Raw genomic sequence first — 26,884 nt, forward strand, 5'->3', positions numbered from 1 at the left:
TATGTTTTAAAGAAATACTTTGGTTTTATTCAGTAAACTGACTAACAATAAGTTTGAAAAACGATTGTTGGAAAAACAATTGATTAAGAATACAGGAGAATTAATATGAAAATTTATATTGAAGGAAAAAATATTTCCAATGAACAACTTACAAAATGGAAAAGAAAACGTATTAAAAAGACTTTTCGTATACTGGGGCATAAAGAGCCGCAAATAAAAGATACGGACGAATTAGTAAAAAAACTAACTGAACTAAAGATGCATTATTCCTATAATGAAATGTACGATAAGTTAAAATCTAAACTTAGTCTAGGCGAAATGATTATGCGTCTCTGTGTTGCTTTTTCTGGAAAGAGACGAAAATTTTCCAAAACAGATTTCCACTTAGATGGAATTACAGCAGAGGACATTTTACGTGAATTTGATAATCTTATGCTAAAGCAATCACCAGAAAATGATCTAGTAAATTTATCCGCTTGCCCAGATCATTATGTATTAAGACCTATAGGAGAAAATGGACAAGAGGTCATTGAATTTACTGGTAATTCTCCATTTCCTGTTCAATTCTTCATTGTTTATGGTGACGAAACAGGATTAAAAACACCTAGAGACAACTCTTATCAGTACCAATCTGCAGGTGTTGCACGTACGAAAGACGGTACTGTTATTGGTGGAGTTCGACACCAATTCAAAAATACTAACAAGGGTGTTGAAGTAAGAGCTAGTGTTGAATTTCCAGCACTTTGTCCTAATAGCCTTATTAAATCTCATCAAATGCATTTAGCATGTGAGTTTTCTTATTGGCTACAATGGATAAAAGATCAAAAAAATTAATAATGACAGAGCCTTCTTGAAATAAAAAACATAAGTTTTTTAAATGTAATTAATCCTGAACGTATTGTATTTATTACATGTGACGACGACTGTGAAATAATTAATGTCGTCGTTTTAATTTTTTTAAAAGAGAATGTTTCAGTGGAAAAGACTGAATTTTAATTCGATAAAATAGGGGGATTTCTATGTTTGCAATACTTCTGGCTATAAGTTTCGGAGCTATTTTTGCTGTGCAAACAGCCATTAATGCCCAATTAAGAAAATTCGTGATTTCTCCGTTTTTAGCTTCAATGATCTCATTTGGTGTAGGACTAATCTTCTTACTTATCACACTATTAATTAGTGGTTCACCATTAGGTATTCCATTAGACTTATTCCTGAGTCAACCAATCTTTATATGGCTGGGGGGAATTGGTGGTGCAGTTGCTTTAACGACCAATATACTTTTATTTCCTAAATTAGGTAGTGTACAAACAGCGATAATGCCCATATTGGGAATGGCCTTAATGAGTATGTTAATAGATAATTACGGTTGGTTTAATTCCATACAGTATTCTTTTGGATTAAACCGAATCTTCGGTGTGGTATTAGTTTTAATAGGGGTCTTTTTAGCTATAGCTATACAAGAGACGAAAAATAAAAAACAACCTTCTCAAACAGACAGGGAAAGCATGTTAAATCAATGGATTTGGCGTATAGTAGGTATAATAGCTGGAATGTTACTGGCTATACAAATTGCTATCAATGGTCAATTAGGAAAGGTTCTTCATTCTTCTTCACAAGCAGCCTTTGTTTCATTCTTTGTAGGCACCATTACCTTAATTATAATTGCCGGGATAATGGATCGCTCTTACGCAAATATTAAAGAACCTATTAAGCAGTCAGCTCCATGGTGGATATGGATTGGAGGGATATTAGGTGGCGCTTATGTTCTAATAAATGTATACCTCGTTAATCAAATTGGAAATGGACAAACTGTAATCCTTACTTTATTTGGTCAAATCACTGGTAGTTTGCTGGTAGAACAATTTGGCCTGCTTAACTCTTCGAAAAATCGAGTCAAACCAATACAAATTTTCGGTTTAATTGTTATGATAGCTGGTGTTTCTTTAATCCGGGTATTTTAAAGTATTCATCAATATCTTCTTTTGAGAGTAACGAATAAGTTCAGTAGTTTTTTATATTTTCATTAGTGCCCCACGGCAATCAAGCTAAACTTTAATGTACCCCCACAATGAAAATTTTCTTTCACTACAGTTAATTACTTTGAGAAATCAGCGTTTTTTCATTTTAGGGGTACTTTGTTTTGTTAGCTTGATAGCGATGTGGTGCTACCCCTAATTGGTCTTGTAGTGCCCGTTCTCGAAGTTCACCGTGTTTCCCGAAAAAAATTGTGCGTGCTAATGCATTCATAGCTTCTCCTTTATTCAACCCCCTTAGAATCCGCCAGCGTAAAGTTTCGCTAGAAATATAGTCTAGTATAAACAGTGTTTTTTCAATGCGTCCCATATATCCAGTTATATATATTCAAGTGGCTTTTTTCACAAAAGAATCATAAAAAACTCTATCTATAGATAGAGGGTATTCAAAAAAATCATCTTTCAGATAGATGTTCTAAAATATTAGGGATGTTACAATCCTCCAGTAAGTAAGCAAATAAACAATAAATTTAGACTTTATGGGGGTTTTAATTTGAATACTCAAGCTTGGATAATGATTGGTGCATTTTTAACAATTGTATTATTAACACAAATCGGAAGGAAAGTATTTACAACCACAAAGGCTGTATTGCCATTTATTCTTTGTGGTATAAGTGTTTATTTATTCGTCGAGGGAATACCTACCTCAGGTTCAAATATGACCGCACTCATAATCATGACAATGGTCGGCATGATCATGGGAGGGCTAATGCTTTTTACTGTGAAAGTAGAATATGGTTCTGACAATAAAGCGTACGTAACTGCTGGTATTCCTTATTTATGTTTATGGATTATTGGACTTGGATGGCGTGTCGTATTAGCTTATGTAGCGACAGACTGGTATCCACAACAATTTATAGATTTCATGGTATCGAATCACTTGGATTTTAATGTTATAGCCCCTGCTTTCGTATTTTTTACAATTGCGATGGTAGTTATTCGTACTATTGGAATTGTGATTAGGATACAAAGATATAGAAAAAATCTAAAAGCAAATTAAAGAAATAGGTTAAGAAAAACAACTTCTTTTGTATAATGAAGTAGGAAAAACAAACACACTATAATAACTACTTCATTATTCTTTTAATTTCAGATTTTAGATGATATGCATTAAAGGAATTTAACTCAACTATGAACTATTATAATTGTGAGTTGTAAATTTCCAGCCTTTAAATCAAGAAATGGATATTCATCTATAGCCAAGAAATATAGAAACTAAACAGTAAGGTTGGGAGGGAATAAGTACATGGAAAAAGTATTTTTAAAAATGATTGATAGTCATGCAGGAAATGCGATAGGAAGCATCTTAATATGCGTATTTTTTTATAAAGGTTTCGCACCTCATGGTACCTTTGCAATATGGGTTTGTAGCGTTTTTGTAACAATTTATCTATGGATGTTGTATTCACCAAAATCTTGGTGGAATGCAAGGAAGTACGCTTTATTTACGAGTATATTAATAAGCATATCATGTGTATTATATTTTTCTCATCCGAATTTTCCAAATTATGCGTTATGGCCACTCATAGTTTTTCTTGCCGCTGCAGAACCAAAGTGGCAACGAATAACGACAATTTTAGCTGCTATAACGGGGATAGTTATTATTCTATTTATACATACGAATACGTTTCCTTATCAAGAAACATTAATTATTATCGGCCTCTATGTCTCAATCCGAAGTACATCCAAGCTAAGAGACGCATATCAAAAAAATCAAAAACAACTAAAAGAATTAGACGAAGCACATGCTGAACTACAAGAAACAACGGTATTTTCTATGCGATATGCAGCTTTTACGGAAAGAACAAAATTAGCAAGAGAGATTCATGATGGACTTGGACATCAAATGACCTCACTTATTATTCAATTACAGGCTCTTAAGATTATGTTAAGGAAAGATCCTGTTGCTGCCCAAGATCATGTTGAAGAACTTTTAAAGGTGGCACGAAAGGGAATGGAAGAAATCCGAGTTGCTGTTAGAGAATGGACAAGTGATGAAAAAGATCTCGGGCTTACTTCTTTAAAAGGATTGATTTCACAGGTTCAAGCAAATTCTTTATTACAAATTGAGTTCATTCAAGCTGGAAATATAACAGAGTGGACGATGGAGGAAAGTACAACTCTGTATCGCATTTTACAAGAGTCTTTAACTAATGTCTTACGACATTCTAATGCAGATTCTGTTATTGTAAACGTAACAGAAATAGACGGAGTAGTAAAACTCACAATTGATGATAATGGTATATATACAGGGGATAAGCCATTAAAATATGGCTTTGGACTCAATGGTATGATAAAACGCTGTAAATCAGTTGGAGGTAATTGTTCCTTTTTTCTAAATGAACCAAAAGGACTTCGAGTTGAATCCACTATTCCAATTCAGAAAAATGGAGGAGAAGTATGACAGAAAAGATTCGTATTGTGCTAGCTGATGATGAACCATTTGTTAGAAAAGGCCTATGCTATATTATTGAAATGCAAGATGACATGGAGATAGTTGGGGAATGTAAAGAAGGTAAGGAAGCAATTAAAGTGGCTTTAGAAACTGCACCAGATATGGTAATTATGGACATTCAAATGCCTGACTTATCAGGCATTATGGCTACTAAAAATATTATGAGTATATTACCAAACACAAAGGTTGTCCTATTAACAACATTTGATGTACAACAATATGTCTTAGATGGTATTCGAGCTGGTGCAGTGGGTTATATATTAAAAGATACTGAAACGGAGGAAATGCTAGATAGTATTCGATCTATGAATAGAGGGGCAATGATTTATAATAGCACGACAGCAAATCAAGCTTTTACACAATTTATAAAAAACGATAATAATGATTATAATTTAGTTAGCGAAGAACTTGAACATACGGAAACTCTAACTAAGCGGGAGATTGATGTTTTACAATTATTAGCTTATGGAAAACAAAACCATGAAATAGCTAAAATCCTTTATGTTTCCGAAGGGACAGTCAAAACTCATATCCACAATATTCTTCAAAAACTAGATGTAACAGATCGTACACAAGCAGCTGTAATGGCAATTCGAAAAAAAATTGTAAAGTGATATCTGCTGTATGTAGTAAAAAGAATAAAATTTTAAATTAACATAGTGTTTTTCTAATTGAAATTAAACAGATCATAATAAAAAAGAAAGAGAGTATAGCATGGATAATACAACTGGTCTTATTATTTTAATTCTTATAATTCTCCTTCAACTAAAAGAAAGAGAATTGAAAGTTCAACGAATGTGGATTGCTCCTGTATTAATCGCATACTATACATTTACTCATGTATTTAATGATCTCACATTAATAGAAACTGGTTTATTTGTAGTATTACTTGCTCTTGGAGGAATTGTAGGAGCTGTGCGTGGTTCTACAACTATAATACGAATCGATAAAAATAATGGGAAGGTTTATGCTAAAAATTCTTATATCGCCTTAGGTATATGGATTGTTGTATTTATTTTACGTTTTATTGTAACGTATATTTTTAAAGGTTCAAGTCAGTATGCGCTAGGTTTAGTAACGAATGGTATTTTTTGCTTTATTGCGGCGAGTGAGTGTATAAGAAGAGTGATTCTATACTTAAAAGCAAAAAGTTTGATGCATTCAAAACATTAACTATTGCTAAGGGTAATTTTTGTAGTGTAGCAAATTTCAGTGTTTTTCTAACACCAACACATTGCTATCAAGTTAAGTGATTTTAACAGCTTAATTAAGTACCAAAAAAGATTAACTTGAGTAGTAAGCTTAAGGAATGAATAATCAAATATCTAGCTTCCTTTATTTATGGATTGAAGGCTATTTGATTTTATATTGGTATAAGTGAATTAAGAATTTCTTAAGAACCTATTAAGAAATAAGTGAGTTTAGGAACTAGAATAAATGTATCTTAACAGTAATAAGGAAATGAATGGTTTAAACGGAAGTTCGCAGAGTATGTCAAAAAGCTATAAGTAAGTATTTCAGGAGGTGTTTATGAAGCAAAAAATGATTCCGGAATGGCTATGTCAGCAGGTTATACATCACTTGAAAATGCTCCTGTCATTTCAGGAGTAACTGAGTATGACTCTGTAAAATTAACACTAACTTCACCAACAGAACGTAAAAGTGTAGAAAAACAAGCTGTTTCTATTTTGAACGAGATGAAAGCTCCTAAATTTGAGCATAAATTTAAAGCTCAAGATATGGGTGAATTTACGAAGCAATTAGACGAATCAATCGGTATGATGAAAATGGTATTCGGTGGTATCGCTGCTATCTCCTTACTTGTTGGTGGTATCGGTGTGATGAATATTATGCTTGTATCCGTAACAGAACGTACACGTGAGATCGGTATTCGTAAAGCACTTGGTGCAACACGCGGTAAAGTATTAACACAATTCTTAATTGAATCTTGTATTTTGACTGGACTAGGTGGTTTCATCGGATTCATGCTCGGTATTTTCTTCGCTTGGATCGTCTCAATCTTTGCCGGATGGCCTCTCGTTGTCTCAACAGAACTTGGACTTCTTGCAGTAGGCATTTCAATGCTAATCGGTATTGCATTTGGTTTACTACCAGCTAACAAAGCTGCAAAACTTGAACCAATTGAATGTTTACGATATGAGTAAAAAACGTAGGAGTGTAAACTCCTGCGCTTTTTCTGTTGAAGCCGAGAAATCTTCTAGCAAATATATCGACTTTACAACCAAAATATGTTGCTTGATGATCTCGTTTTTTGCGAAGTTGAATATCCAATAATGCAACTACAGCTGCCATTTTTCCTGTTACGCGACATGCTCTGTTTGTGCATCTGCATGTACAAGTTGTAATACAGAAATACGTGACAATTTAATACTATTCATACTTGCTGATAGTACAAATAATGCAAAGAAGAAGATGCAAGTAACAGTCATAGATGGAATATACAATGCTTTATATCCTTAGCTAAAAAATTCCAGCTGTTTCATTAATAACTGACCGATACCCTCTGCAAGTCCTACACCAACTACAATTCCGATTACAAGAGATACGGCACCTAATACGATTGTTTCGATAAACATAAGTAAGGTAACTTTATGCTTTTTTGATCCTAACATTATATACATGCCAAACTCTTTTTGGCGAAGAGATAATAAGAAAGAGTTTCCATATAAGATATAAAAAAATGTTATAAATGCTAATAAAAAGGAACAAATGTGGAATATATATACAATAGGACCCACATGTGCATTAGATTCAAGGAACCCTTTATGGGTATTTTCGCCATTCTCTCGAAATGGGGGAATAAGAAAAACATATCGTGAAAATTCCAATTTTCTTATTACTAAAATTATCTCGCAAAAAAGCAAAGTAATATATAACCCAACCTTTGGTATTGCTTCTTTAATGGTGGGGGGGCAGATGGCGATATAATTATTGATGGAGTTTTGTATGACTTCAAAAGCGGAAAAGCATTAGGATACTCTTGGAAAGAAGCAGCATAATTGATTGGGTATTATTTTTCAAATGAAATTTCAGTAACTTTAAATAGTAGTGATTGGCCAGATACTTATAAAGATTTGGAGATAAAAAAAGTAGCATTTTATAAAGCCCGATATGGTGAAATAGAATATTTTGATTTAGCACACTATGATAAACAAATGATAAATGAAATAACAAATAGAATGATTCTCTGTCTAAGAAAAAGATAAAAAACTTTCAATTGTATAAGGTATTTCCAATGAAAAAATATTTGATTTTAAATGTTGGAGATGGAATACTACTATTTTTTTAGGCAAGTTTATGAGTAAAAAAAGATTTATGGCAATGTTATGCTTCAAATATTACAAGAATGTTCTCTAAGAATAATGCTTTATGGCAATATTATGGGTCAAATTGTGGCGGACTTATGATTCAAATCACAGTATTAAAGACATGATACAGGAGCAAACAAAAATCCCGCGTCCAATCTTAACGCAAGATGCAAAAGAAAGGATTGAAAATAAGCTGTTAATTTCATATTTAGGTGAAGAAGAGGTTTTACTTACATATTATAAAGATGGCTATCTATATAAAAATTACATAACAGTAGCTGATATAAATCCATTAAATAAGACGATTACTTGTACCGATGTTGTTTTTCATAATCAAAGAATGTTTAAGTTTGGTGATGTAGTGGAAGTGGAGTAAAGTGTGACTGGAATCCATATAAAGGTTTATGGCCAACCATGAATAAATAGTTGGCCATAATGATCTTAAAGATCCATATCTTTTAATCCGGGACTATGCTTATTTGGCATTTCAGGAAGTTCTGGTACAGGAAAACCTTTTGGTGGGTCAGTTACTGTTAATGTTCCTTTGTTTCTACTTGGAGATTCACCTTGGAATATTTCTCCCATTCTTGTTGGATCTAAGCTGAAATTAAATTGTGCATTATGGAATCCCATATCTACATACTTTCTACACTCTGGATATTTATTGATATCATAGTTCGGCACAGGGAAGAGTTTTCCCCATTCAACCCCTAATGTCTCTAAAGCTTTTGCAAAAGCATTTTGATGTGCATTATCACGTACAATTAAAAATGCAAGAGTTTCTCTAAATGTTTGATTAGAACTCATTTCATAAATTCTAGTTTTTTGAAGTACACCTGTAGATTCAAGTACTACATTATCTAGTAAATCGCTAATTAAGTTTCCATGACTATATACCCAAGATCCATTCCAAGGATTTCCAGCTGCATCAACAGGCAATGAACTTTGAGCACCTACAATAAAATGGTGAGGGTTTGCATGTTTAACCGCTTCATCAAGCGGTGCTTTGTCAATACCAGCCTTTCCTGGCGTAGGCTCACCAAATCCAGTTAATAGCTGATTAATTGTATGTTGTACAAGTTCTACATGGCTTATTTCCTCTAAAAAAACACCTCGAAGTAAATCACGATATTGCTTCTCTTTACCTCTAAAATTTGAGCTTTGGAAGAAATATTGCATCATTGTACGCATTTCACCATAATGCCCGCCTAATATTTCTTGTAAAACTTTTGCAGCAGCTGGGTCTGGTTTATCCAGTTTAATCATATTAATTATTTCCTCTTTATAATAAAACCATGAAGTACACCTCTTTTAAGTTAGTTAACATTGTTATGGTGTTCGCTATTTGGTTACTTAATACTTTAATTCATGTTTTTACCAATTAATTATTACCTCAAAATACAAAGTTTTTGGAAATAACTATTTTAGATGTGAGATGAAAATGGGGGATAGATACTTAGTATTTAATAAAAAAGATAAGATTACGAAATGTAATCTTATCTTTTCATTAAGAATAATGAATTGTAGCTTCAAGGTTTCAGAATGACTTTTATACAGTCATCTTCACGATTATTAAAAATTTGATAACCGTAGCTCGCTTCTTCAAGGGGGATTTTGTGTGTAATAATCTCTTTTGGATCAAATTCTTTATTTGTTATTTTTTCAAATAGTTCCGGCATAAAATGAATGACAGGTGCTTGTCCCATTTTAAGGTTAATATTTCTAACCCAAAATGCCCCGAGTGGAAATGCATTATAATTGCCACCATAAACGCCGGTCATTTGAACCGTTCCATATTTTCTTACGGCTTTCGTAGCGATTTGAATAGGGCCGAGAGTTCCGCCTTGTAATTTTAATTTTTGTTCCAGAAATTCTAAAGGCGATTTTTTTCCATCCATCCCCACGCAATCAATGACTACATCGGCACCACCATGTGTAATTTCCTTTAAATGTTCTCCCATATCTGGGAATTTTGTAAACTCAAATACCTCAACGTTGTTAATCTTTTTTGCATAATTCATCCGATAATCTAAGTAATCCACTGCAATTACACGTTTAGCGCCTTGCATCCAAGCAAATTTTTGTGTCATTAATCCAACAGGTCCACAACCAAGGACGATAACAGTATCACCTGGCTTAACGCCTGCGTTTATTACACTCCAATAGGCTGTTGGTAAAACATCTGATAAAAATAGTAGGGATTCATCTTCAAGTTCGCATGATTCCGGTATAACAAATGGAGTAAAATTACCAAATGGAACTTTTAAATATTCTGCTTGTCCGCCTGGATGATTACCAAATTTCTCTGTATAACCAAAGTAACCACCAGAATCGTAATGAGGGTTTGAGTTATCACATTGACTTTCCATTTCGTGTTGGCAATAGAAACAATGTCCACAAGAAACGTTGAAGGGGATAACAACACGATCGCCTTTTTTCACTTTAGTGACATCTGGCCCGACTTCTTCAACGATTCCCATTGGTTCATGGCCGATAATGTATCCTTGAGGTAAGGGCATGTTGCCTTGATATAAATGTAAATCAGAACCACAAATAGCGGTTGAAGTAATTCTTACAATAATATCATCTTTTTTCTCTAACTTTGCATCATCAACTTGTTTAACTTGTACTTGATTTGGTCCTTGATAGGTTACAGCTTTCATCTCATATCTCCTTTTGGATTATGTCTCAAAACATAATTTTATTTAATCTCTTGGTGAAATAGAAATCTTTCTTTTATTTACTGAAGGGAATTAGGAAGTATACATAGTGTTGTTATGAAAGTATGTTATATCAGTTATTCTTTCTTATATGTTTTGCCCTACTTTAAGAAAAAATCAATTTTTATCCATAAACTAATTTCCATAAAAAGGATAATTATTATTTCATAATTTGTAACATATTAAAAACATCGGAGGTGAAATAAGATGGCAAACAATAATAGTGGAAATCGTAATGAATTGTTAGTTCGAGGTGCTGAACAGGCTCTTGATCAAATGAAATATGAAATTGCACAAGAGTTTGGTGTACAACTTGGTGCAGATACAACAGCTCGTTCAAACGGATCTGTTGGTGGTGAAATTACAAAACGTTTAGTAGCAATGGCTGAACAACAACTTGGTGATAGAGCTAATCGCTAAGTAAATTGGCATACAATATAGCAGATATGTAAATCAATTTCTTTTGTATATGTATAAAAATAAAAACCCTTATAGTAAATGGATTCTCACTCAAAGATTATTGATAATCTTCTTTCATAATCTTTGAGTATTTTATTTGTAAACTACTTTCCTAAACAATAAACACGCAGTGTTGGAAAGGTGTTTTCCATGCATAGTAGAAAATCTTTTGCAGGAAAAAGCATACTTAAAAATTTGATTTCAATATTGAAATCAATATTGATTATGATATTTTCGAAAGGGAGGAATTTTAAAATGGGTATTTTAAGTGGAAATCCTCAAAATGAACCGTTACATTACGGAGAAGTATTTGATATTTGGAGTTATCTTCTAGCTGCACAAGGTGGAATCGCAAGCCATCAAGTGTTTATGAATCACACAGGTGACGAAGATTTAAAGAAGTTTTTAGAGAGCTTAATTGAAAATGATATGAATTCGGAAATAGAAGAGTTAAAAACTCTTTTAAAGGTTAATGGCGTAGCTTTACCGCCTGCTCCTCCAGAACGACCAGTTGCATCTATCGAAGACATTCCCCCAGGGGCACGTATTAATGATGCTGAAATAGCAGCAGCTGTTTCTACAGGGTTAGCAGCTGGACTTGTGACATGTAGTCAAGTGATGGGAAAATGTCTTCGAGAAGATGTAGGGATGCTATTCGGACAATTTCATATGAAAAAAGCGCAAGCAGGTGTAACTTTGCTGCGTTTAAGTAAGAAAAAAGGGTGGGTAGTTCCACCACCGTTACATGTAAGAAATTCTGATCAAGCTTAATAACCAAAAATAAAAAAGTGGCATTGGCCACTTTTTTATTTTTTAGATGTATCCTCAATTTTGGATTTATTTATTGTAGAAGAATCCATATATTCATCTGACATTTCCATAGCATATTTATCATGGTGAATATGATTGTGATTTGTTAATTCATCATCGTTACGCAGCACTAGTCTCTTCATATAAATGTGGAAGAAAACCTCTATTCCGCCAATAATTAATGCGGATAAGAATGAAGAAAGTCCAATATTACGAGTAGCATCTAAATTAGTAAATAAGGATGTTAGTAGCCAAATTCCGAAGAAGCTTAAGCCCAAATCTGCCATTGTAGCAATCATATTTCCGTATTTAGGTAAAATGAAGAGATCGCCGATTAAATAGGCAACTCCTGTTAAGAAAAGAGAAATGAGTAATACTCTAGGAATGGAAATGCCTTGAAAGATACTGAGTACGATAAGTAATACTGCAGTTATCGCTGTGTATTTAATTGATAAAGCAACAATATGTTTCATCATTTTCCTCCATTATTTAAACGTATATGGAATAAAAGATTTCATTAAAAACGGGTTATGCTATATAGCGTAACCCAGTTTAATCAACCTTTAATGGTAAGAAGTACAACCTGGGTAAGAAGCGGGCTTATACTACAGATAGTATTTGAGGAATATCGATTTTTATTCACAAGGCGTAGTTCCATTCTAATAATAGAGATGTTGCCTAAGTACAGTGTTTTTTTATTAAACTTAATAATTTTTTCCGTTTTGATTTTGTTTCTTAAATATAAGAATAAAAAGTATTTTCATGCTTAATGTATCTTTTAGTCTATATATTTTCTATAATCGGGTAAAGCGATTTTATCAAATTCTTGAACGAGTGTTTTGAGGCTTGTTGATAGCAATTCACCCGACATCGGTATCCCATGTCCAGTAACAGCGGTTAGAGGCTTTAACTTCTCTAGCTTAATAACTGATTCTTTAGCGGCTTTCCAGTCTGTTGTTAAATAACGAGGGGGTCCGCTTATTTCCTGTTCCTGAGTAAATACTTTATATAGATATTCCTCTTTCACTGTAATAAAAGCATCCCCAGCGATCAAAGTTCGGTCTTTTTCTCGAAATAATGAAATATGCCCAGGTGTATGAATCCATCGAAACTCTGGCATATGGGGGACAGTTCCATCGGTAGGTAGTGCTTTTACGTTATTTCCTAAGTCAATTGGTTCGTTTGGGAACAGAGGAGACATTTTTGCTACCATACCACCTTCAACTGTAGGGTCTGGTTCTGGATAGCTTTGTTGTCCGGTCAGGAACGGTATCTCCATCTGATGTGCATAGACGGGAATATCCCAATATTTGATGAGTTCAATTATTCCCCCAACATGATCAAAATGGCCGTGAGTTAAAATAATGGCTTTTGGGCGACTATTGGTACCAAATCGATCCTCAGCGATAGAGATAATTTCATTTGCACATTTAGGCATTCCAGCATCAACTAAAACAAAATCATTGGTCTCAGGATTTCCAACAAAGCATATATTGACGATTTGAATCGTGTAACAAAATAAATCAGGCAATACTTCAATGCCATGACCACTTTCAATTGAAGTTGCTGGAATAAACTTGTAATCACTTCCATAATTCATTTCATTGTCCAATTTTTCTCCCCCTTAATATATTTTAATACGACATTATAGTTCCCTAATCTTGAAAATTCATTTTGGCGAATTTGAGAAAAGAATTAATGTGGGATTAAAAAACAATAATTTAGTCCTAGAATTAAGAGAGATTCATATCAATTTATATAAAGTGCAAACAGAAAATATTGATTTTACAATTGTAGTTTCTACTATTTTTTGAGGAGGGATTACGAGTTAATAAAAGATTTATCTAGATATTATAATGTGAGTTTATACAAAAAATACATAACAGTAGCTGATATAAATCCATTAAATAAGATGATTACTTGTACCGATGCTTTTCATAATCAAAGAATGTTTAAGTTTGGAGATATAATTGAAGTGAATTCGAGGGGATAAATAAAAAAGATTATCTCTTCCTAACTTAATTATATCATGTAAATCAAGTTCGAAATAGACTGTTTCTTCTCATTTACTACTGATACAATCAAAAACACAAGTAAAGTAAGGAGAGATGTTAAATGAGTTTTTTCGTTCTCGATTTTCAGGAAATAGAAAACACGCACCTTTCACTTGTCGGTGGAAAAGGTTTGAATTTAGGGGAGTTATCCAACATTCAAGGGATACAAGTGCCAGAAGGATTTTGTGTTACAACGATAGGGTATGAAAAGGCCATCGAGCAAAATGAAGAGCTTCAAATTTTGTTGCAGCAGCTAACAATGTTAAAAATTGAGGAACGAGATCAAATTGGTGAAATTAGTAAGAAGATTAGAGAAGTCATTATGGCGGTGGAAATTCCAGTTGATGTAGTGGAATCAGTAGCTCATTATCTCTCTCGCTTTGGCGATGAACATGCGTATGCAGTGCGTTCGAGTGCTACTGCTGAAGATTTACCGTATGCCTCGTTTGCTGGTCAACAAGATACGTATTTAAATATTATTGGAAAAGAAAGCATTTTGCAGCATATTAAAAAATGCTGGGCTTCTTTATTTACAGATAGAGCGGTTATATACCGAATGCAAAACGGTTTTGATCATAATCAAGTTTCTATATGTGTTGTCGTTCAAAAAATGGTTTTCCCTGTGGCTTCAGGGATTTTATTTACTGCCGATCCGATTACTTCGAATAGGAAGGTGTTGTCAATCGATGCCAGCTTTGGACTTGGCGAAGCGCTAGTATCTGGATTGGTTTCTGCCGATAATTATAAGATAAAAGAAGACAAAATTGTCGAAAAGGTCATCGCAACGAAAAAATTAGCCATCTATGGACGAAAAGAAGGCGGAACAGAGACAAAGAAAATTGCTCCTAATCAGCAAAAATTTCAAACACTTACTGAACAACAAATTTTACAACTAGCACGCATCGGAAGACAAATCGAAGCTTATTTTGATTGTCCGCAAGATATTGAATGGTGCTTAGTTGATGATACATTTTATATAGTCCAAAGCAGGCCGATTACGACTTTATATCCAATTCCAGGAGTAAATGATGGGGAAAATCATGTGTATATATCGGTTGGTCACCAACAAATGATGACCGATGCGATGAAACCACTTGGGTTATCTTTTTTCTTGTTAACGACTAGTGCCCCTATGCGTAAAGCGGGAGGCAGGCTATTTGTTGATGCTACGCAACAATTAGCTTTACCTGCTAGCAGAGATTACTTAATAAACACTTTAGGAAAATCGGATCCGCTCGTAAGAGATGCATTAACGACTATAATCGAGCGAGATGATTTTATTCAATTGTTACCGGATGATGAAAAAGGAAAGAGTGCTAGTAAAAGTAAGCAACCTGCAAGTTCGCAAACAGAAATCGAAAATAATACGGCAATCGTTACGAATTTAATACAGAATAGTCAAGAATCGATCGAAGAGTTAAAACGAAACATGCAAACGAAATCAGGTGTGGATGTATTTGATTTTATTTTGCAAGACATCCAGCAATTAAAGAAAGTATTATTTAACCCGCAAAGTATAGCTGTCATTATGGCTGGTATGAATGCTTCAACATGGATGAATGAAAAGATGGAGCAATGGCTAGGTGAAAAAAATGCAGCAGATACACTTTCTCAATCCGTACAAAATAATATTACGTCTGAAATGGGTTTAGCATTAATGGATGTTGCTGATGTGATTCGCCCATATCCAGAAGTTATTGCGTATTTACAGCATGTAGAAGATGATAGCTTTTTAGATGAATTCGTTCAGTTTAAAGGCGGGGAAAAAGCTCGAGATGCCATCGCTGCTTTTCTAAATAAATACGGGATGAGATGCAGCGGAGAAATCGACATTACAAAAACACGCTGGAGTGAAAAGCCAACAACCATTATCCCGATGATTTTAAATAATATAAGAGACTTTGAAGCTGGCGCTAGTAAGCGAAAGTTTGAAGAAGGACTGCAGGAAGCTTTGAAAAAAGAAGAAGAGCTGTTAGAGCGATTGCAGCACTTGCTGGATGGTAATCAAAAAGTAGAAGAGACGAAGAGAATGATTCGTAACATCCGTAATTGTATCGGTTATCGTGAATATCCGAAATACGGCATGATTAATCGTTATTTTATATATAAGCAGGCGTTATTGAAAGAAGCTGAGCAACTTGTGCAGAGTGGGGTCATTCATGAAGTCGATGATATATACTACCTAACTTTTGAAGAACTTCACGAAGTCGTCCGCACAAATAAACTAGATTACGAGCTTATTCATAAGCAAAAAAATGAGTACAAATTATATGAAAAACTAACGCCGCCGCGAGTTATGACGTCTGATGGAGAAATCATTACAGGTAAATATAAACGAGAAAACCTCCCAGCTGACGCGATTGTAGGTTTGCCTGTTTCTTCAGGAGTTATAGAGGGAAGAGCTCGCGTTATTTTAAACATGGAAGAAGCGAATTTAGAAGAGGGCGATATATTAGTGACTGCATTTACTGACCCTGGCTGGACACCGTTGTTTGTGTCTATAAAAGGGTTAGTAACAGAAGTCGGCGGGCTTATGACACACGGAGCAGTAATTGCACGTGAGTATGGATTACCAGCAGTCGTCGGAGTAGAGAATGCTACGAAACGAATAAAAGACGGTCAACGAATTCGGATACATGGAACAGAAGGGTATATTGAAGTGTTGTAAGTAAAAGAACATCCACTATTATAGTGGGTGTTCTTTTGTATATAGTTGACTTATTTCTTTAAGCCAGCCGCATAAAAAGGCCCATGAACTGCAATAGTTGATAAAAAGCGAGCAATCTCCTCAGGTGTTTCTTTTTGTCCATTATTTAACCATTGCTGGATGACACCTATATGTGCAGATGCCATATAAGAAGTTAAGTATTCGCTTGGAACAAGTAAATTCTCCTTATTAATGAGAGGACCATTCGTATCTTCAAATAATGTTTTCCACATAAAGTCTTTCAGTTTTGTTTGGAAAGATAAATCTCCATTTGGACTAAGCACAGCTCTCATAAAATCACTATTTTCATTTAGAAATTCAAGAATAGAAGTGATAAGTATAAATGGCATTGTTGGAGAAGGATTTGTTCCAAGATCAGCAATAACTTCCGGGAATTTCTGTTTGGCAATTTTAGAAAACTCGTACATAATGTCTTCTTGGCATTTCGTCATTAAATCAAATTTATCTTGATAGTGCGCATAGAAAGTACCGCGATTAATGTTTGCTTTCGTTGTAATATCTTTCACTGTAATGGCGTCAAAACCTTTTTCTTCAATTAGCTCCACCAATGCATTTCGTATGGCAGTTTTCGTACGAACAACACGCAAATCTAAATTGCTATCGCGCAACGCATGTCCCTCCTTAATTTTACTCAACACATTTAGAAAATGTGTCTTATAACCGACACATTCCCGATTTTTGATTATTGTATATGGTTCAACTCGAACATATAATTCAAAATATAAATAAACAACACGTTGTTGGTTATTATAAATCAAATTAAAGGAGGAGAAAAGAAAATGTTTAAAAATAAACTTTTATTTTTATCACCAGTTATTGCATTACTTGTTGTTTTTATTTTTTCATTAACGTTATTTCCAACTGTTCAAGCGCAGCCGAAAAACTTGCCAATTGCAATTGTAAATGAGGATCAAGGTGTAGAAATTCCAAATCAACCGGAAATGAATATGGGGCAAACAATTGTTGATACGGTGAAAAAATCATCGAAATCAGATGAAGAACCTGCGGTAAAGTGGGTAGAAGTGAAAAATAAGGAAGCAGTTCAAAAAGGGTTAAATAATAAAGAGTATTATGCAGCGTTAGTCATTCCGAAAGACTTTAGCACAAAACAAGCATCATTACGAACGCCACAGCCATCTTCTCCAGAGATAGAAATATTCATAAATCAAGGAATGAATACAGCAGCATCAACTATGGCTGGGCAAATGTTAAATGCGATCGTTGATAATATGAACAATACTGTTCGCGCGCAACTATTAGAAGGATATAAAGCAAAAGGAGCTACATTAACAGCAGATCAAGCGGCGAAATTAGTAACACCTATTGTAAAGAACGTGAAAAATGTGAATGAGGTTGGCAAAAATAGTGCAAACGGTAATTCACCAATGTCTTTATTTCAGCCGTTATGGATTGCAAGTTTAGCGAGCGCAGCAATTATCTTTATTGCGATAAGTAAAATGCCAGTAGGTACAAGAAAAGAAAACCTAGTATTAAAACTAAAACAAATAGTAACTGGAGCAATTGCGACACTTGTCATTGGATTTGGTCTTACATGGATTGCAGATGGGATGGTAGGGTTAAATATTTCGAACTTCACGGATACAGCTCTATTCTTATCTATTACTTCTTTTAGTTTCTTCTTAATGATATCTGCGGTACTTTCGTTAGTTGGGCTAAAAGGAATTGGTTTATTCGCTTTATTACTATTTTTCGGAGCGCCGTTATTATCGTTAGCACCTGAGATGTTGTCTCCGTTTTATCAAGACTGGGTCTACTCATGGTTACCAATGAAATTTATGATTGAAGGCCTAAGAGAAATCTTTTTCTTCGGAAAAGGGTTAAGCTGGAATACACCTGTTACTGTACTCGTTTGGATTGGTATAGTAAGTATGGTTACTATATTAGTAACTGCATTCAAACGTAGTGCAGTAAAAGGGCATAAAACAGAATTGAACGCTTAAAAAAAGCCGTTTCACTAATTAGTGAAACGGCTTTTTTGATGAAATCTATAAGCTAAAGAATGAGTATTTGCTGTTGTAGTCTAAGAATAAAGTTTGTTAATTTTTGTGGTTTTTCCTCAATGTAAACACCTAATTGTTGAAAAGTGTTATGTTTAGAATTAAGTCGGGATCTCTAAAGATCGCGTACGTTCCAGACAATCTCACCACGTTCGTCATCCCACGTACTGTGATGACGCTTAAATCCTATCTTTTCAAGTACCCGGAGGGAAGCGATATTCCAAGCGCCTACAGTCGACCAAAGTCTTTGGCGCTCAGTAGCAATCGCCGCGTCCAGTACAACAGATGCCGCCTCAGTTGCATAACCTTTACCATGAGCGCTGCGGAACAACTCGTATGCAATCTCCGGCTCTTCAAGTGTGGAACGACCGATAATTAAGCCACAGTATCCAATGAAATCGCCTTCGTCTCTCCTTCGAATAGTGAGAAGGGAAATGCCATTTTCGTCTGCCTTCTTGCGCATCTCAATAAGCCGGCTACGAACGGAGTCGAGGGTCGGCATGTCCACACCACGTTCGCCAATTAATTTTCTCATCCAAACTGAATCGGATTCCTCCCACATACTCAGGTCAAGTCGTTCGGTTTTTAGCTGGAACTTCATAGTTTTAAATAAAGATGGCATAGTGGAACCTCCTAGTTATGTTACTGAACTCATAATAGCTTCGCACCGCATCATGTTGAACCTCTCGTTGATTCGCGAATTTATTTTCCAACTCCCGCGAGAGTTTATAGCAACAGTATTATTTTATGCATAAGCTATTCTTTTGCAAAATAGACCATTTTCTCAAACTTTACTTTCAATCTAAAGCTGTCCCGTTATATACACATGCTCCTACTATTTCAAAATGCATAAAATGTTATGCGAAAGTATGGAGGGGATACAATGTATAATTCGAATTATTATGATTGGTATAGGCAGAATGATAAGTTGATAAGTGATATTGAGAAAGCTATAAATGGAGAGTATAGCGCTATAAGCTGCTATGCAAAATTAGCGAATATGGCTCCAAGTCAAGCAGAGAAAAAACAAATTCTTGAAATTCGTAATGATGAAATAAAACATTTTCATCACTTTGTACAAATTTATACGAATTTAACTGGCAGGCAGCCGAAACCACAGATTACCGAAGACTGTCCGAATACCTACTTACAAGGATTAGAGTTCGCTATACAGGATGAGCAAAAGACAGTAGATTTTTATTTGGAAATTTCAGATGAGACATCGGATGCACATCTGAAAGATTTGTTACGGAGAATAGCTGCGGATGAACAAAATCATGCGGTATGGTTTTTATATTATTTTGTGAAGTCGAAGTGAGCATTAAGAATGACTGATGTGGTGAATATATTAGAAGTTATTTTAAAACGCAGTGCAACGATTGAATAAGATATGTAAATGTAAGTAGAAGGAAACCGTTTCGCTAGTAGTGGAGCGGTTTTTTATGATGTACATAGGTATCGACAAAATATAGTAATTAAATTTGATATATAATGTATGGAACAAAAATAAATAAGCTAGGAGCAGACATATGAAAAGAGGGATTACAGTAGATATTCTAGATGGATATGATAATTTACTTTGGAAAGTGTTAAAGCCAATTGATATTACTGCATTTGATTGGCAAGCCATGGGAAGGGAGGAAGCTTATATAATAGTTGGGAATGAATTAGGTCCAGAATTATTTTCAGAAGATAACGAGATCATGGCAGGTTCAGCTTTAAAAAAGCTAATAAAAGACAACATATATTATCTTTTATTTGTAGACTTAAAAGCATATCCAAAAGGGGAAGTACTAGGAGAAATTGAAACATATGAAGAATTTAAGGAGAGTAAGTGTGAAGTAGTCGTATTAGTAGCGGATGGTGATTACATACAAATTTATGTGAAAAACCAAGAAGAGATTGAAATGATGTATGAAAACGCACGGAATCAAGGATTGTATGTAGAATATATTACAGATGAAAATGATGGAAGGACTCGTATGTCAGTATGGTAGTAATGTGAAAGGGGAACAGCAATATGGAGAGAAATCTAAGTAAAGAATATACAATTCGAATTGCTACCGAAAATGAGAGTGATAGTATTAAAACTCTATTAAAAGAAGTAGCACAATGGCTACAACATAAAGAAGTGGATCAGTGGCAGTATCTTTTAGGAGAGGAAGCTACGGCTGAAATACTAGAACGTATAAGAGAGAAATATACGTATGTTGTTCTGAAAGAAGATGAAATAGTTGGTACGATTACAGTTTCTCCTAAACAAAATGAATGGGATGAACACATTTTTGGTAAAGAGGAAGTTTCTAATTCATTATATATTCATAGATTTGCGGTGAAACGAAAATATAAGGGGAATGGAATAGGAGAGAGGGTTTTACAGTGGATAGACGAGAATGTACAATGTGATAAAGAGTATTTGAAGTTAGATTGCGTGGGGCATAATCGTACGTTGAATGATTTTTATAAGAAAAATGGTTTTGAATATGTTGGAAGTACGGATGGGCTTAGTAAGTTTCAAAAGAAAAGGAGAATGTGAATGCATCCAATTAACGTAAGTTTAGTTGAAAAGTTAATACAGGAACAGTTTCCCGAATGGGCCCCTTTAGAAGTGAAACCTGTAAAGTTTAGTGGGCATGATAATAGGACGTTTCACTTAGGGGATGAGATGAGTGTAAGATTGCCAAGTGATGTGGCATATGCACCGCAAGTAGAGAAAGAAAATAGTTGGCTTCCTATATTAAGTAAGGGACTTTCTTTACCAATTTCTACAACAATTGCGAAAGGAAATCCGTCTGAAGCGTATCCATTGCCTTGGTCTATTAATAAGTGGATAGAGGGAGATACTGTTACGAAACAAAATATTCGTGACTTAAATGAATTTGTGGCGGACTTAGGATCATTTTTAGTAGAATTACAATCTATTGATGCGAGTAACGGACCGATAGCTGGGGCACATAATTTTTACCGGGGCGGACTTATATCGGTATATGATGAAGAGGCGAGAGTTGCTATTGAAAATAATAAGGATGTCTTTGACGAGGCATTATTAAAGCATCTTTGGGATGTAGCACTTAGTTCAACATGGGACCGTAAGCCAGTTTGGGTTCATGGAGATGTAGCAGCGGGGAATTTACTCGTTAAAGATGGAAAACTTTGTGCTGTAATTGATTTTGGTATTTTAGGCGTAGGAGATCCTGCTTGTGATGCAGCGATGGCTTGGACGTTTTTTGATGAAAATAGTAGAAATGTATTTAAAGAAGTATTACGCATGGATGAAGAAACGTGGAATAGAGCGAGAGGATGGGCACTTTGGAAGGCGTTAATTACATATGACGCGAATAGGGATAGTAATGAGAAGGTGGCAGAAGAATCTTATCGTGTCATTCAAGTGATTGTGGATGATTATAAAGGGTAATAGAAAAGCCTATTTTAAAATAGGTTTTTCATATGATTAAATAGTAGAAATGGAAAGAAGGAATACAATGTGATTATACATAATATTTAGATAATGGGAGGTGTTGAATTTTGAGTGAAATTGAATTAAAGAGTAATGTAATTAAGACAGGGCGAGAGAAGGGGATTATTCTTCGGTTTATACTTGCTAGTCTCGTTGGGGTGTTTATGTTTTTCGTTCCTGTTACGATAAACGGTGCATCGTCTATTATGATTGATCATATCGTATCGTGGATCAGGGCTTCGGTTCCAGGCGTAGTACCTTATTATGCATTATTTGTTATGGCGATTGGTGCGATTTATCCATTTTATACGAAGAAATGGAATGCATCTATCGTAGACATTTGTTTTTCTATTTTAAAAGTAGTTGGCGTTGTTTTTGGCATATTATATTGTTTAAAAGTAGGACCAGCTTGGTTCTTTGCGCCAGATGTTGGGCCGTTTTTGTATGAGAAGCTAGTCATATCAGTAAGTTTGCTCGTTCCAATTGGCTCGGCGTTTTTAGCGTTATTAGTCGGGTATGGATTGCTTGAATTTATCGGTACATTTTGTCGTCCGATTATGAGGCCATTATGGAATACGCCGGGGAGATCGGCAATCGATGCAGTTGCGTCCTTCGTTGGAAGTTATTCGCTGGCCCTCCTTATTACGAACCGCGTGTATAAAGAAGGAAAGTATACGACAAAAGAAGCAGCTATTATCGCTACAGGATTTTCTACAGTATCCGCTACATTTATGATCATCATCGCAAAAACATTAGATATTATGCATTTATGGAATGTTTATTTTTGGACTACGCTTGTTGTAACATTCATCGTGACTGCTATCACCGTAAGAATCCCACCCCTTAGTAGAAAACCAGATACATATGTAACAGAAGAAGGGTTCCCAGAGCCTGTTTATAAAGAGAAAATGCTAAAACGTGCTTGGGAAGATGCGTTAGAAGTATCAAAGTCTGCACCGAGCATTATGAAAAATATTGCAGTGAATTTAAAAGATGGATTTATTATGACGATGGGAATTTTACCATCTATTATGTCAGTAGGATTAATTGGTATCGTCTTAGCGAAGTTCACGCCAATATTTGATTGGATCAGTTATATTTTCTATCCATTTACATGGCTATTACAATTACCAGAAGCAGACTTAGCTGCTAAAGCCGCATCAGTTGGTATTGCAGAAATGTTTTTACCTTCATTATTAGTTGTAAGTGCGCCACTTGTGACAAAGTTTGTCATTGCAGTTGTTTCCGTATCATCTATACTGTTTTTCTCCGCTTCCATTCCTTGTATATTATCAACAGATATTCCGTTAAAAGTATCTGAACTTATTATTTTATATGTGCAGAGAACGATTTTAACGTTGCTTATCATTACGCCGATTGCTTATTTGTTGCTTTGAACTACAATGTAAGTTCTAAATATATGACGTTTACTAACTTGTGTAAATGAATATTTATCGTAAAATCGTAGGTAGTGCGAAATTATAAGTGCTATGCTTGAATAAAGGCATCGCATTTTTTATTTTTAGATGTACTACATGTTTACGATGCGAAAATATCTTTATATATTAATAAAACGATATTGATGGTATGTTATAGTAACAACAAAGGGGGCTTACAAATGGAAATTATTCACGAAAGAGCAAAGTTGCGGTTAATGGATAATACTGATGTCGAAACTTTGTTTTCGATTGTAGAAGGAAATCGGGATATTTGGGCGTATTTAATCTCTAAAATGGATAGTGTGCAAGATATGCAACAATACGTTCAAAAAGCGATAAAGGGTTACGGAAGAGGTAATCAAATACCTTTCATAGTCGTAGATCAACAGACGAATAAGATTGTAGGAAGTACACGTTTATATAATATTTCAGTAGAAGATAAGACAGTTGAGTTAGGGCAAACGTGGTATCATCCGAGTGTGCAACGTACGAGTATAAATACAGAGTGTAAGTATATGCTTCTCCAGTACGCTTTTGAAAAACTGCATATGCTTAGGGTACAAATTAAGACGGATGCAAGAAATGAAAAAGCACAACGAGCAATTGAAAGGTTAGGCGCAGTAAAAGAGGGTGTGCTTAGAAATGAAAGAAAATTACCGAATGGTTATGTGAGAGATGCGGTGGTGTACAGTATTATCTCGAGTGAATGGCCAGGCGTAAAAGAACAATTGTTAGAAAAATTAGAGTTATATAAAGAAAAGTTATAATTCGTGTTTTGAAAGGTATATTGTTCGTGAGGTATGAAAAATATACCTTTTTTCTTACAAAATGCTACTTTATTTTAATTCCTTTTGTTTCATCGTTCCCTTCTGAGAAAAAATTCGTTACAATGTAGTTGTATGGTAATAAACTTATGAATTTAAAAAATGTAATGAAAACCGCAAATGAAAATGAATTGATAATCCTCAATTTTAAATGAAAACCCTTTTATATATAAATAACAAGTAAAGTTCCTTCTTTTAAATAAACTCAAACAAAACGATTTGATATAAATGTTTTTTATAGAAGTATGGATGATGTACGGAGGCAATTACAAATGAAAGAAAATAAGAAGAGTAAGAAAAGACGAATCTTTCAAGTATTTTTACTAATGATTTGTTCTGCTATTTTATATGTAAGTTATGCAGCTTACGATATTTGGAGTTATCGTTTTAAAGCAAATGATGACGTGAAAACGGATGCTGGTATCGTACTAGGCGCAGCTTCATGGAACGGAAAACCATCTCCTGTATTTAAAGAAAGAATTAATCATGCGATTTCTTTATATAGGAACGGAAATATTAAAAAGATTATTTTTACAGGTGGTACAAAGTTCGAGGCAGAACTTGAGGAAGCACGTACTGCAAGAGTATATGCAATGAAACAAGGTGTAAAAGAGGAAGATATTTTAATTGAAACAAAATCCCTTTTCACTGAAGAAAATTTAAAGAATGCGAAGCAAGTTGGAATAGAGAACGGAATACACACATACACGATTGTAAGTGATCCACTTCATATGAAACGCGCAATGAGAATCGCAAAACATATTAATATTGAAGCATATGCTTCACCAACGCCGACATCAGCATATAAAACGTTAGATACAGAAATACCATTCTTCTTTAAAGAATTATTCTCGTATATTGGATATGTAACCTCTTTGCCGTTAAAGGCATTGAAGGGAGACTAATAAGAAAAGAACCTATCGTTAAATAGGAACTTTTCTTATTAGTCAAAAACATTGTATTTTTATCGGAATAGTGAAACAATAGAGAGGTAGCTTCATATAATCATAATGACAAAATGAACGGTTTATGAATCGAGCATAAAGTGAAACTTTAATCAGTGGCGGGGCCACCCCACTGATTATTAGTTGAACCAATCGGGCGTTTACGGGCAGTTGATCTTCCACCTAACTTCTTTGCTTCACCTAAATTTTTAGGTGAGAGTTTTACTGCCCGCAAATAGCGGGATAAAGGAGATTATAGTATGGCACTCTCATTTGTTGAAACAGAAGAACAGTCTTTAATTATTGAGAAAATAAATAAATTGATTCCGAAGTTCATGGAAAGGGAGCATCAACTAAGTGAATTAGGATCATTTCCGTATGAAAATATAAATAATTTGAAAGATATCGGATATACGAAATTAACGTTACCGAAGGAATTTGGTGGTAGTGCGATTTCTTTATATGACTTCGTTTTATTTCAAGAAAAAATCGCGGAAGGCTGCGGAGCTACTGCATTATCGATTGGCTGGCATCTTGGTATTTTGAAAGAGCTAGCGGAAAATCGCTCTTGGGATGATGATATGTTCAAATGGTTTTGCGAAGAAGTACGCAATGGTGCGCTCTTTAACAGGGCAGCAACAGAGCCAAAAACAGGGAGTCCGACGCGTGGTGGTAAGCCAGAAACAATAGCGATTCAACAAGGCGAGAAGTGGATTATAAATGGAAGAAAAACTTTTACAACGATGGCGCCAGTACTTGATTATTTTATTATTTCAGCGAGTATTGAAGGCCGTGAAGAAGTTGGTGAGTTTGTCATTCCAAGAAATACGCTCGGTGTATCCATTGAAGAAACGTGGGATAGCGTTGCGATGCGGGGGACTGCTAGTCACGACCTTGTCTTACAAAATGTAGAGATAGAAAGTCGTTTTTTTACAGATATAAAGGGTGGGAAAGTAAAACAAAAGGGTATTGGCTGGTTGCTACATATACCAGCATGTTATTTAGGAATTGCACAATCAGCAAGAAATTATGCAGTTCAATTTGCGGGATCATACAAGCCAAATAGTTTAAATCATTCTATTAGTTTATTGCCGAATGTTAGAAGATTAGTTGGAGAATTAGAACTTGAGCTTATGCAAGCTCGTGTCTTTTTATATCAAATTGCGAAAAAATACGATGAAGCAGAAGATAAACTATCATTGCAAGCAGAATTAGCAGCCGTGAAATATGCTGTAACAAATGCGGCGATATCTATAGTGGATAAATCGATGCGCATCGTAGGAGCAAAAAGTTTATCGGAAAAAAATCCGCTCCATCGTTACTATTTAAACGTCAGAGCAGGATTACACAACCCGCCGATGGATGATGCAACATTGTCTATGCTGGCGGATGCGGCGTTTCGGTCGTAGTTTTTAAAGCTTACATTTTATTGTTTATGGATAATATAGTTGTTTTGAAAGCACGGGTTTGATTAGTGATCAAACCCGTGCTTTTTATGTGTATGAAGCACTTGGTTGAGATGTAGGTTTTTAATAAAAATGATTATCATGGTTTTGTGATTGTTTCTTGTTGAAAAATTCTTATTGTAATGCCAGTTTGGAGGCTGTATAAACA

The 26,884-nt window shown here is 34.8% G+C and carries 25 protein-coding genes and 5 pseudogenes; 22 read left to right on the top strand and 8 right to left on the bottom strand.

Annotation, left to right across the window (positions count from 1 at the left end):
• Positions 1-105 precede the first annotated feature (105 nt).
• On the top strand, positions 106-834 hold the full coding sequence (locus JFU02_RS00115; protein WP_098516124.1) for a hypothetical protein: 729 nt from the start codon (positions 106-108) through the stop codon (positions 832-834).
• Between the two features lie 185 nt (positions 835-1,019).
• Positions 1,020-1,961: a DMT family transporter gene (locus JFU02_RS00120; protein WP_201069414.1), complete on the top strand. Its 942-nt coding sequence runs from the start codon at positions 1,020-1,022 to the stop codon at positions 1,959-1,961.
• 211 nt (positions 1,962-2,172) lie between these two features.
• Here JFU02_RS00120 and JFU02_RS00125 read toward each other — a convergent pair.
• Positions 2,173-2,343 (bottom strand): annotated as a pseudogene (locus tag JFU02_RS00125) (Tn3 family transposase); the annotation flags it as partial.
• 183 nt (positions 2,344-2,526) lie between these two features.
• Here JFU02_RS00125 and JFU02_RS00130 point away from each other — a divergent pair.
• The 5 genes and pseudogenes from JFU02_RS00130 to JFU02_RS00150 form a co-directional block, all read left to right on the top strand.
• A complete protein-coding gene (locus JFU02_RS00130; protein ID WP_086407361.1) occupies positions 2,527-3,033 on the top strand; it encodes a hypothetical protein in 507 nt (168 codons plus the stop codon).
• Between the two features lie 246 nt (positions 3,034-3,279).
• Complete coding sequence (locus JFU02_RS00135; protein ID WP_086407362.1) at positions 3,280-4,437, top strand: sensor histidine kinase; 1,158 nt, start codon at positions 3,280-3,282, stop codon at positions 4,435-4,437.
• Entirely contained in the window at positions 4,434-5,102 is a 669-nt protein-coding gene (locus tag JFU02_RS00140) for a response regulator (protein WP_086407363.1), read from the top strand. Before JFU02_RS00135 ends, JFU02_RS00140 begins: the two co-directional genes overlap by 4 nt.
• Before the next feature lie 100 nt (positions 5,103-5,202).
• Positions 5,203-5,661 (top strand): CcdC protein domain-containing protein, encoded by a 459-nt coding sequence (locus JFU02_RS00145; RefSeq protein ID WP_201069415.1) that lies wholly within the window; start codon positions 5,203-5,205, stop codon positions 5,659-5,661.
• A 350-nt stretch (positions 5,662-6,011) separates the two neighbouring features.
• Positions 6,012-6,653, top strand: a pseudogene (locus JFU02_RS00150) (ABC transporter permease); the annotation flags it as partial.
• A 112-nt stretch (positions 6,654-6,765) separates the two neighbouring features.
• Here the strand turns inward: JFU02_RS00150 and JFU02_RS00155 are convergent.
• Positions 6,766-7,277: pseudogene (locus tag JFU02_RS00155) on the bottom strand (FtsX-like permease family protein); the annotation flags it as partial.
• Positions 7,278-7,508: 231 nt separating this feature from the next.
• On the opposite strand from JFU02_RS00155, the gene JFU02_RS00160 reads away from it, so the two are divergent.
• Together JFU02_RS00160 and JFU02_RS00165 are read left to right on the top strand one after the other, a co-directional pair.
• On the top strand, positions 7,509-7,715 hold the full coding sequence (locus JFU02_RS00160) for a hypothetical protein (protein WP_086407365.1): 207 nt from the start codon (positions 7,509-7,511) through the stop codon (positions 7,713-7,715).
• Between the two features lie 163 nt (positions 7,716-7,878).
• Positions 7,879-8,193: a YolD-like family protein gene (locus JFU02_RS00165; RefSeq protein WP_086407366.1), complete on the top strand. Its 315-nt coding sequence runs from the start codon at positions 7,879-7,881 to the stop codon at positions 8,191-8,193.
• Between the two features lie 65 nt (positions 8,194-8,258).
• Here the strand turns inward: JFU02_RS00165 and JFU02_RS00170 are convergent.
• Both JFU02_RS00170 and JFU02_RS00175 read right to left on the bottom strand, forming a co-directional pair.
• Positions 8,259-9,110 (bottom strand): annotated as a pseudogene (locus JFU02_RS00170) (manganese catalase family protein); the annotation flags it as partial.
• Between the two features lie 236 nt (positions 9,111-9,346).
• Positions 9,347-10,480 carry a zinc-dependent alcohol dehydrogenase gene (locus tag JFU02_RS00175; protein ID WP_000649092.1) on the bottom strand — a complete coding sequence of 378 codons (1,134 nt, stop codon included), beginning with the start codon at positions 10,478-10,480 and terminating at the stop codon, positions 9,347-9,349.
• 264 nt (positions 10,481-10,744) lie between these two features.
• Between JFU02_RS00175 and sasP the strand changes: the two genes are divergently transcribed.
• Together sasP and JFU02_RS00185 are read left to right on the top strand one after the other, a co-directional pair.
• Positions 10,745-10,957, top strand: a complete 213-nt coding sequence (gene sasP / locus JFU02_RS00180; protein ID WP_086407368.1) for a small acid-soluble spore protein, SasP family — start codon at positions 10,745-10,747, stop codon at positions 10,955-10,957.
• Between the two features lie 294 nt (positions 10,958-11,251).
• Positions 11,252-11,767 carry a DUF3231 family protein gene (locus JFU02_RS00185; RefSeq protein ID WP_000512140.1) on the top strand — a complete coding sequence of 172 codons (516 nt, stop codon included), beginning with the start codon at positions 11,252-11,254 and terminating at the stop codon, positions 11,765-11,767.
• 35 nt (positions 11,768-11,802) lie between these two features.
• Here the strand turns inward: JFU02_RS00185 and JFU02_RS00190 are convergent, their stop codons facing one another.
• Positions 11,803-12,279: a YndM family protein gene (locus JFU02_RS00190; protein ID WP_201069417.1), complete on the bottom strand. Its 477-nt coding sequence runs from the start codon at positions 12,277-12,279 to the stop codon at positions 11,803-11,805.
• Between the two features lie 305 nt (positions 12,280-12,584).
• Positions 12,585-13,418: an MBL fold metallo-hydrolase gene (locus JFU02_RS00195; RefSeq protein ID WP_086407370.1), complete on the bottom strand. Its 834-nt coding sequence runs from the start codon at positions 13,416-13,418 to the stop codon at positions 12,585-12,587.
• Positions 13,419-13,664: 246 nt separating this feature from the next.
• Between JFU02_RS00195 and JFU02_RS32690 the strand changes: the two are divergent.
• Both JFU02_RS32690 and ppsA read left to right on the top strand, forming a co-directional pair.
• Positions 13,665-13,799, top strand: a pseudogene (locus tag JFU02_RS32690) (YolD-like family protein); the annotation flags it as partial.
• 122 nt (positions 13,800-13,921) lie between these two features.
• A complete protein-coding gene (gene ppsA, locus JFU02_RS00200) occupies positions 13,922-16,528 on the top strand; it encodes a phosphoenolpyruvate synthase (protein WP_086407371.1) in 2,607 nt (868 codons plus the stop codon).
• 50 nt (positions 16,529-16,578) lie between these two features.
• On the opposite strand, the gene JFU02_RS00205 is transcribed toward ppsA, so the two are convergent.
• Positions 16,579-17,196 carry a TetR/AcrR family transcriptional regulator gene (locus JFU02_RS00205; protein WP_001205690.1) on the bottom strand — a complete coding sequence of 206 codons (618 nt, stop codon included), beginning with the start codon at positions 17,194-17,196 and terminating at the stop codon, positions 16,579-16,581.
• Positions 17,197-17,328: 132 nt separating this feature from the next.
• On the opposite strand from JFU02_RS00205, the gene JFU02_RS00210 reads away from it, so the two are divergent.
• A complete protein-coding gene (locus tag JFU02_RS00210; protein ID WP_140338003.1) occupies positions 17,329-18,549 on the top strand; it encodes a YhgE/Pip domain-containing protein in 1,221 nt (406 codons plus the stop codon).
• 172 nt (positions 18,550-18,721) lie between these two features.
• On the opposite strand, the gene JFU02_RS00215 is transcribed toward JFU02_RS00210, so the two are convergent.
• Complete coding sequence (locus tag JFU02_RS00215) at positions 18,722-19,228, bottom strand: GNAT family N-acetyltransferase (RefSeq protein ID WP_001139534.1); 507 nt, start codon at positions 19,226-19,228, stop codon at positions 18,722-18,724.
• 261 nt (positions 19,229-19,489) lie between these two features.
• Between JFU02_RS00215 and JFU02_RS00220 the strand changes: the two genes are divergently transcribed.
• The 8 genes from JFU02_RS00220 to JFU02_RS00255 all read left to right on the top strand — a co-directional run bounded on the left by JFU02_RS00220 (position 19,490) and on the right by JFU02_RS00255 (position 26,679).
• Positions 19,490-19,924 (top strand): ferritin-like domain-containing protein, encoded by a 435-nt coding sequence (locus tag JFU02_RS00220; protein WP_000282836.1) that lies wholly within the window; start codon positions 19,490-19,492, stop codon positions 19,922-19,924.
• A gap of 211 nt (positions 19,925-20,135) precedes the next feature.
• Positions 20,136-20,603 carry a DUF2691 family protein gene (locus JFU02_RS00225; RefSeq protein ID WP_000820194.1) on the top strand — a complete coding sequence of 156 codons (468 nt, stop codon included), beginning with the start codon at positions 20,136-20,138 and terminating at the stop codon, positions 20,601-20,603.
• Positions 20,604-20,626: 23 nt separating this feature from the next.
• Positions 20,627-21,142 (top strand): GNAT family N-acetyltransferase, encoded by a 516-nt coding sequence (locus tag JFU02_RS00230; RefSeq protein ID WP_000440793.1) that lies wholly within the window; start codon positions 20,627-20,629, stop codon positions 21,140-21,142.
• A complete protein-coding gene (locus tag JFU02_RS00235; protein ID WP_098323982.1) occupies positions 21,143-22,021 on the top strand; it encodes an aminoglycoside phosphotransferase family protein in 879 nt (292 codons plus the stop codon).
• Positions 22,022-22,131: 110 nt separating this feature from the next.
• Positions 22,132-23,460 carry a YjiH family protein gene (locus JFU02_RS00240; protein WP_001289421.1) on the top strand — a complete coding sequence of 443 codons (1,329 nt, stop codon included), beginning with the start codon at positions 22,132-22,134 and terminating at the stop codon, positions 23,458-23,460.
• A 221-nt stretch (positions 23,461-23,681) separates the two neighbouring features.
• The gene (locus JFU02_RS00245; protein WP_000402582.1) at positions 23,682-24,269 is read left to right on the top strand and encodes a GNAT family N-acetyltransferase; all 588 of its coding nucleotides are present in this window, start codon (positions 23,682-23,684) and stop codon (positions 24,267-24,269) included.
• 329 nt (positions 24,270-24,598) lie between these two features.
• Positions 24,599-25,231, top strand: coding sequence for a YdcF family protein (locus JFU02_RS00250; protein ID WP_000662217.1), 633 nt, complete (start codon positions 24,599-24,601; stop codon positions 25,229-25,231).
• A 299-nt stretch (positions 25,232-25,530) separates the two neighbouring features.
• Positions 25,531-26,679: an acyl-CoA dehydrogenase family protein gene (locus tag JFU02_RS00255; RefSeq protein ID WP_061667778.1), complete on the top strand. Its 1,149-nt coding sequence runs from the start codon at positions 25,531-25,533 to the stop codon at positions 26,677-26,679.
• The last annotated feature ends 205 nt before the right edge of the window (positions 26,680-26,884 follow it).

The sequence above is a fragment of the Bacillus sp. TH13 genome (assembly GCF_016651175.1).
In the GTDB taxonomy this organism is placed as follows: Bacteria; Bacillota; Bacilli; order Bacillales; family Bacillaceae_G; genus Bacillus_A; species Bacillus_A thuringiensis_S.

Coding starts and splice junctions, on each gene's coding strand:
- JFU02_RS00115 (WP_098516124.1), top strand. CDS start 106: ATGAAAATTTATATTGAAGGAAAAAATATTTCCAATGAACAACTTACA.
- JFU02_RS00120 (WP_201069414.1), top strand. CDS start 1,020: ATGTTTGCAATACTTCTGGCTATAAGTTTCGGAGCTATTTTTGCTGTG.
- JFU02_RS00135 (WP_086407362.1), top strand. CDS start 3,280: ATGGAAAAAGTATTTTTAAAAATGATTGATAGTCATGCAGGAAATGCG.
- JFU02_RS00140 (WP_086407363.1), top strand. CDS start 4,434: ATGACAGAAAAGATTCGTATTGTGCTAGCTGATGATGAACCATTTGTT.
- JFU02_RS00145 (WP_201069415.1), top strand. CDS start 5,203: ATGGATAATACAACTGGTCTTATTATTTTAATTCTTATAATTCTCCTT.
- JFU02_RS00165 (WP_086407366.1), top strand. CDS start 7,879: ATGGCAATATTATGGGTCAAATTGTGGCGGACTTATGATTCAAATCAC.
- JFU02_RS00175 (WP_000649092.1), bottom strand. CDS start 10,480: ATGAAAGCTGTAACCTATCAAGGACCAAATCAAGTACAAGTTAAACAA.
- sasP (WP_086407368.1), top strand. CDS start 10,745: ATGGCAAACAATAATAGTGGAAATCGTAATGAATTGTTAGTTCGAGGT.
- JFU02_RS00185 (WP_000512140.1), top strand. CDS start 11,252: ATGGGTATTTTAAGTGGAAATCCTCAAAATGAACCGTTACATTACGGA.
- JFU02_RS00190 (WP_201069417.1), bottom strand. CDS start 12,279: ATGAAACATATTGTTGCTTTATCAATTAAATACACAGCGATAACTGCA.
- ppsA (WP_086407371.1), top strand. CDS start 13,922: ATGAGTTTTTTCGTTCTCGATTTTCAGGAAATAGAAAACACGCACCTT.
- JFU02_RS00215 (WP_001139534.1), bottom strand. CDS start 19,228: ATGCCATCTTTATTTAAAACTATGAAGTTCCAGCTAAAAACCGAACGA.
- JFU02_RS00220 (WP_000282836.1), top strand. CDS start 19,490: ATGTATAATTCGAATTATTATGATTGGTATAGGCAGAATGATAAGTTG.
- JFU02_RS00225 (WP_000820194.1), top strand. CDS start 20,136: ATGAAAAGAGGGATTACAGTAGATATTCTAGATGGATATGATAATTTA.
- JFU02_RS00230 (WP_000440793.1), top strand. CDS start 20,627: ATGGAGAGAAATCTAAGTAAAGAATATACAATTCGAATTGCTACCGAA.
- JFU02_RS00235 (WP_098323982.1), top strand. CDS start 21,143: ATGCATCCAATTAACGTAAGTTTAGTTGAAAAGTTAATACAGGAACAG.
- JFU02_RS00245 (WP_000402582.1), top strand. CDS start 23,682: ATGGAAATTATTCACGAAAGAGCAAAGTTGCGGTTAATGGATAATACT.
- JFU02_RS00250 (WP_000662217.1), top strand. CDS start 24,599: ATGAAAGAAAATAAGAAGAGTAAGAAAAGACGAATCTTTCAAGTATTT.
- JFU02_RS00255 (WP_061667778.1), top strand. CDS start 25,531: ATGGCACTCTCATTTGTTGAAACAGAAGAACAGTCTTTAATTATTGAG.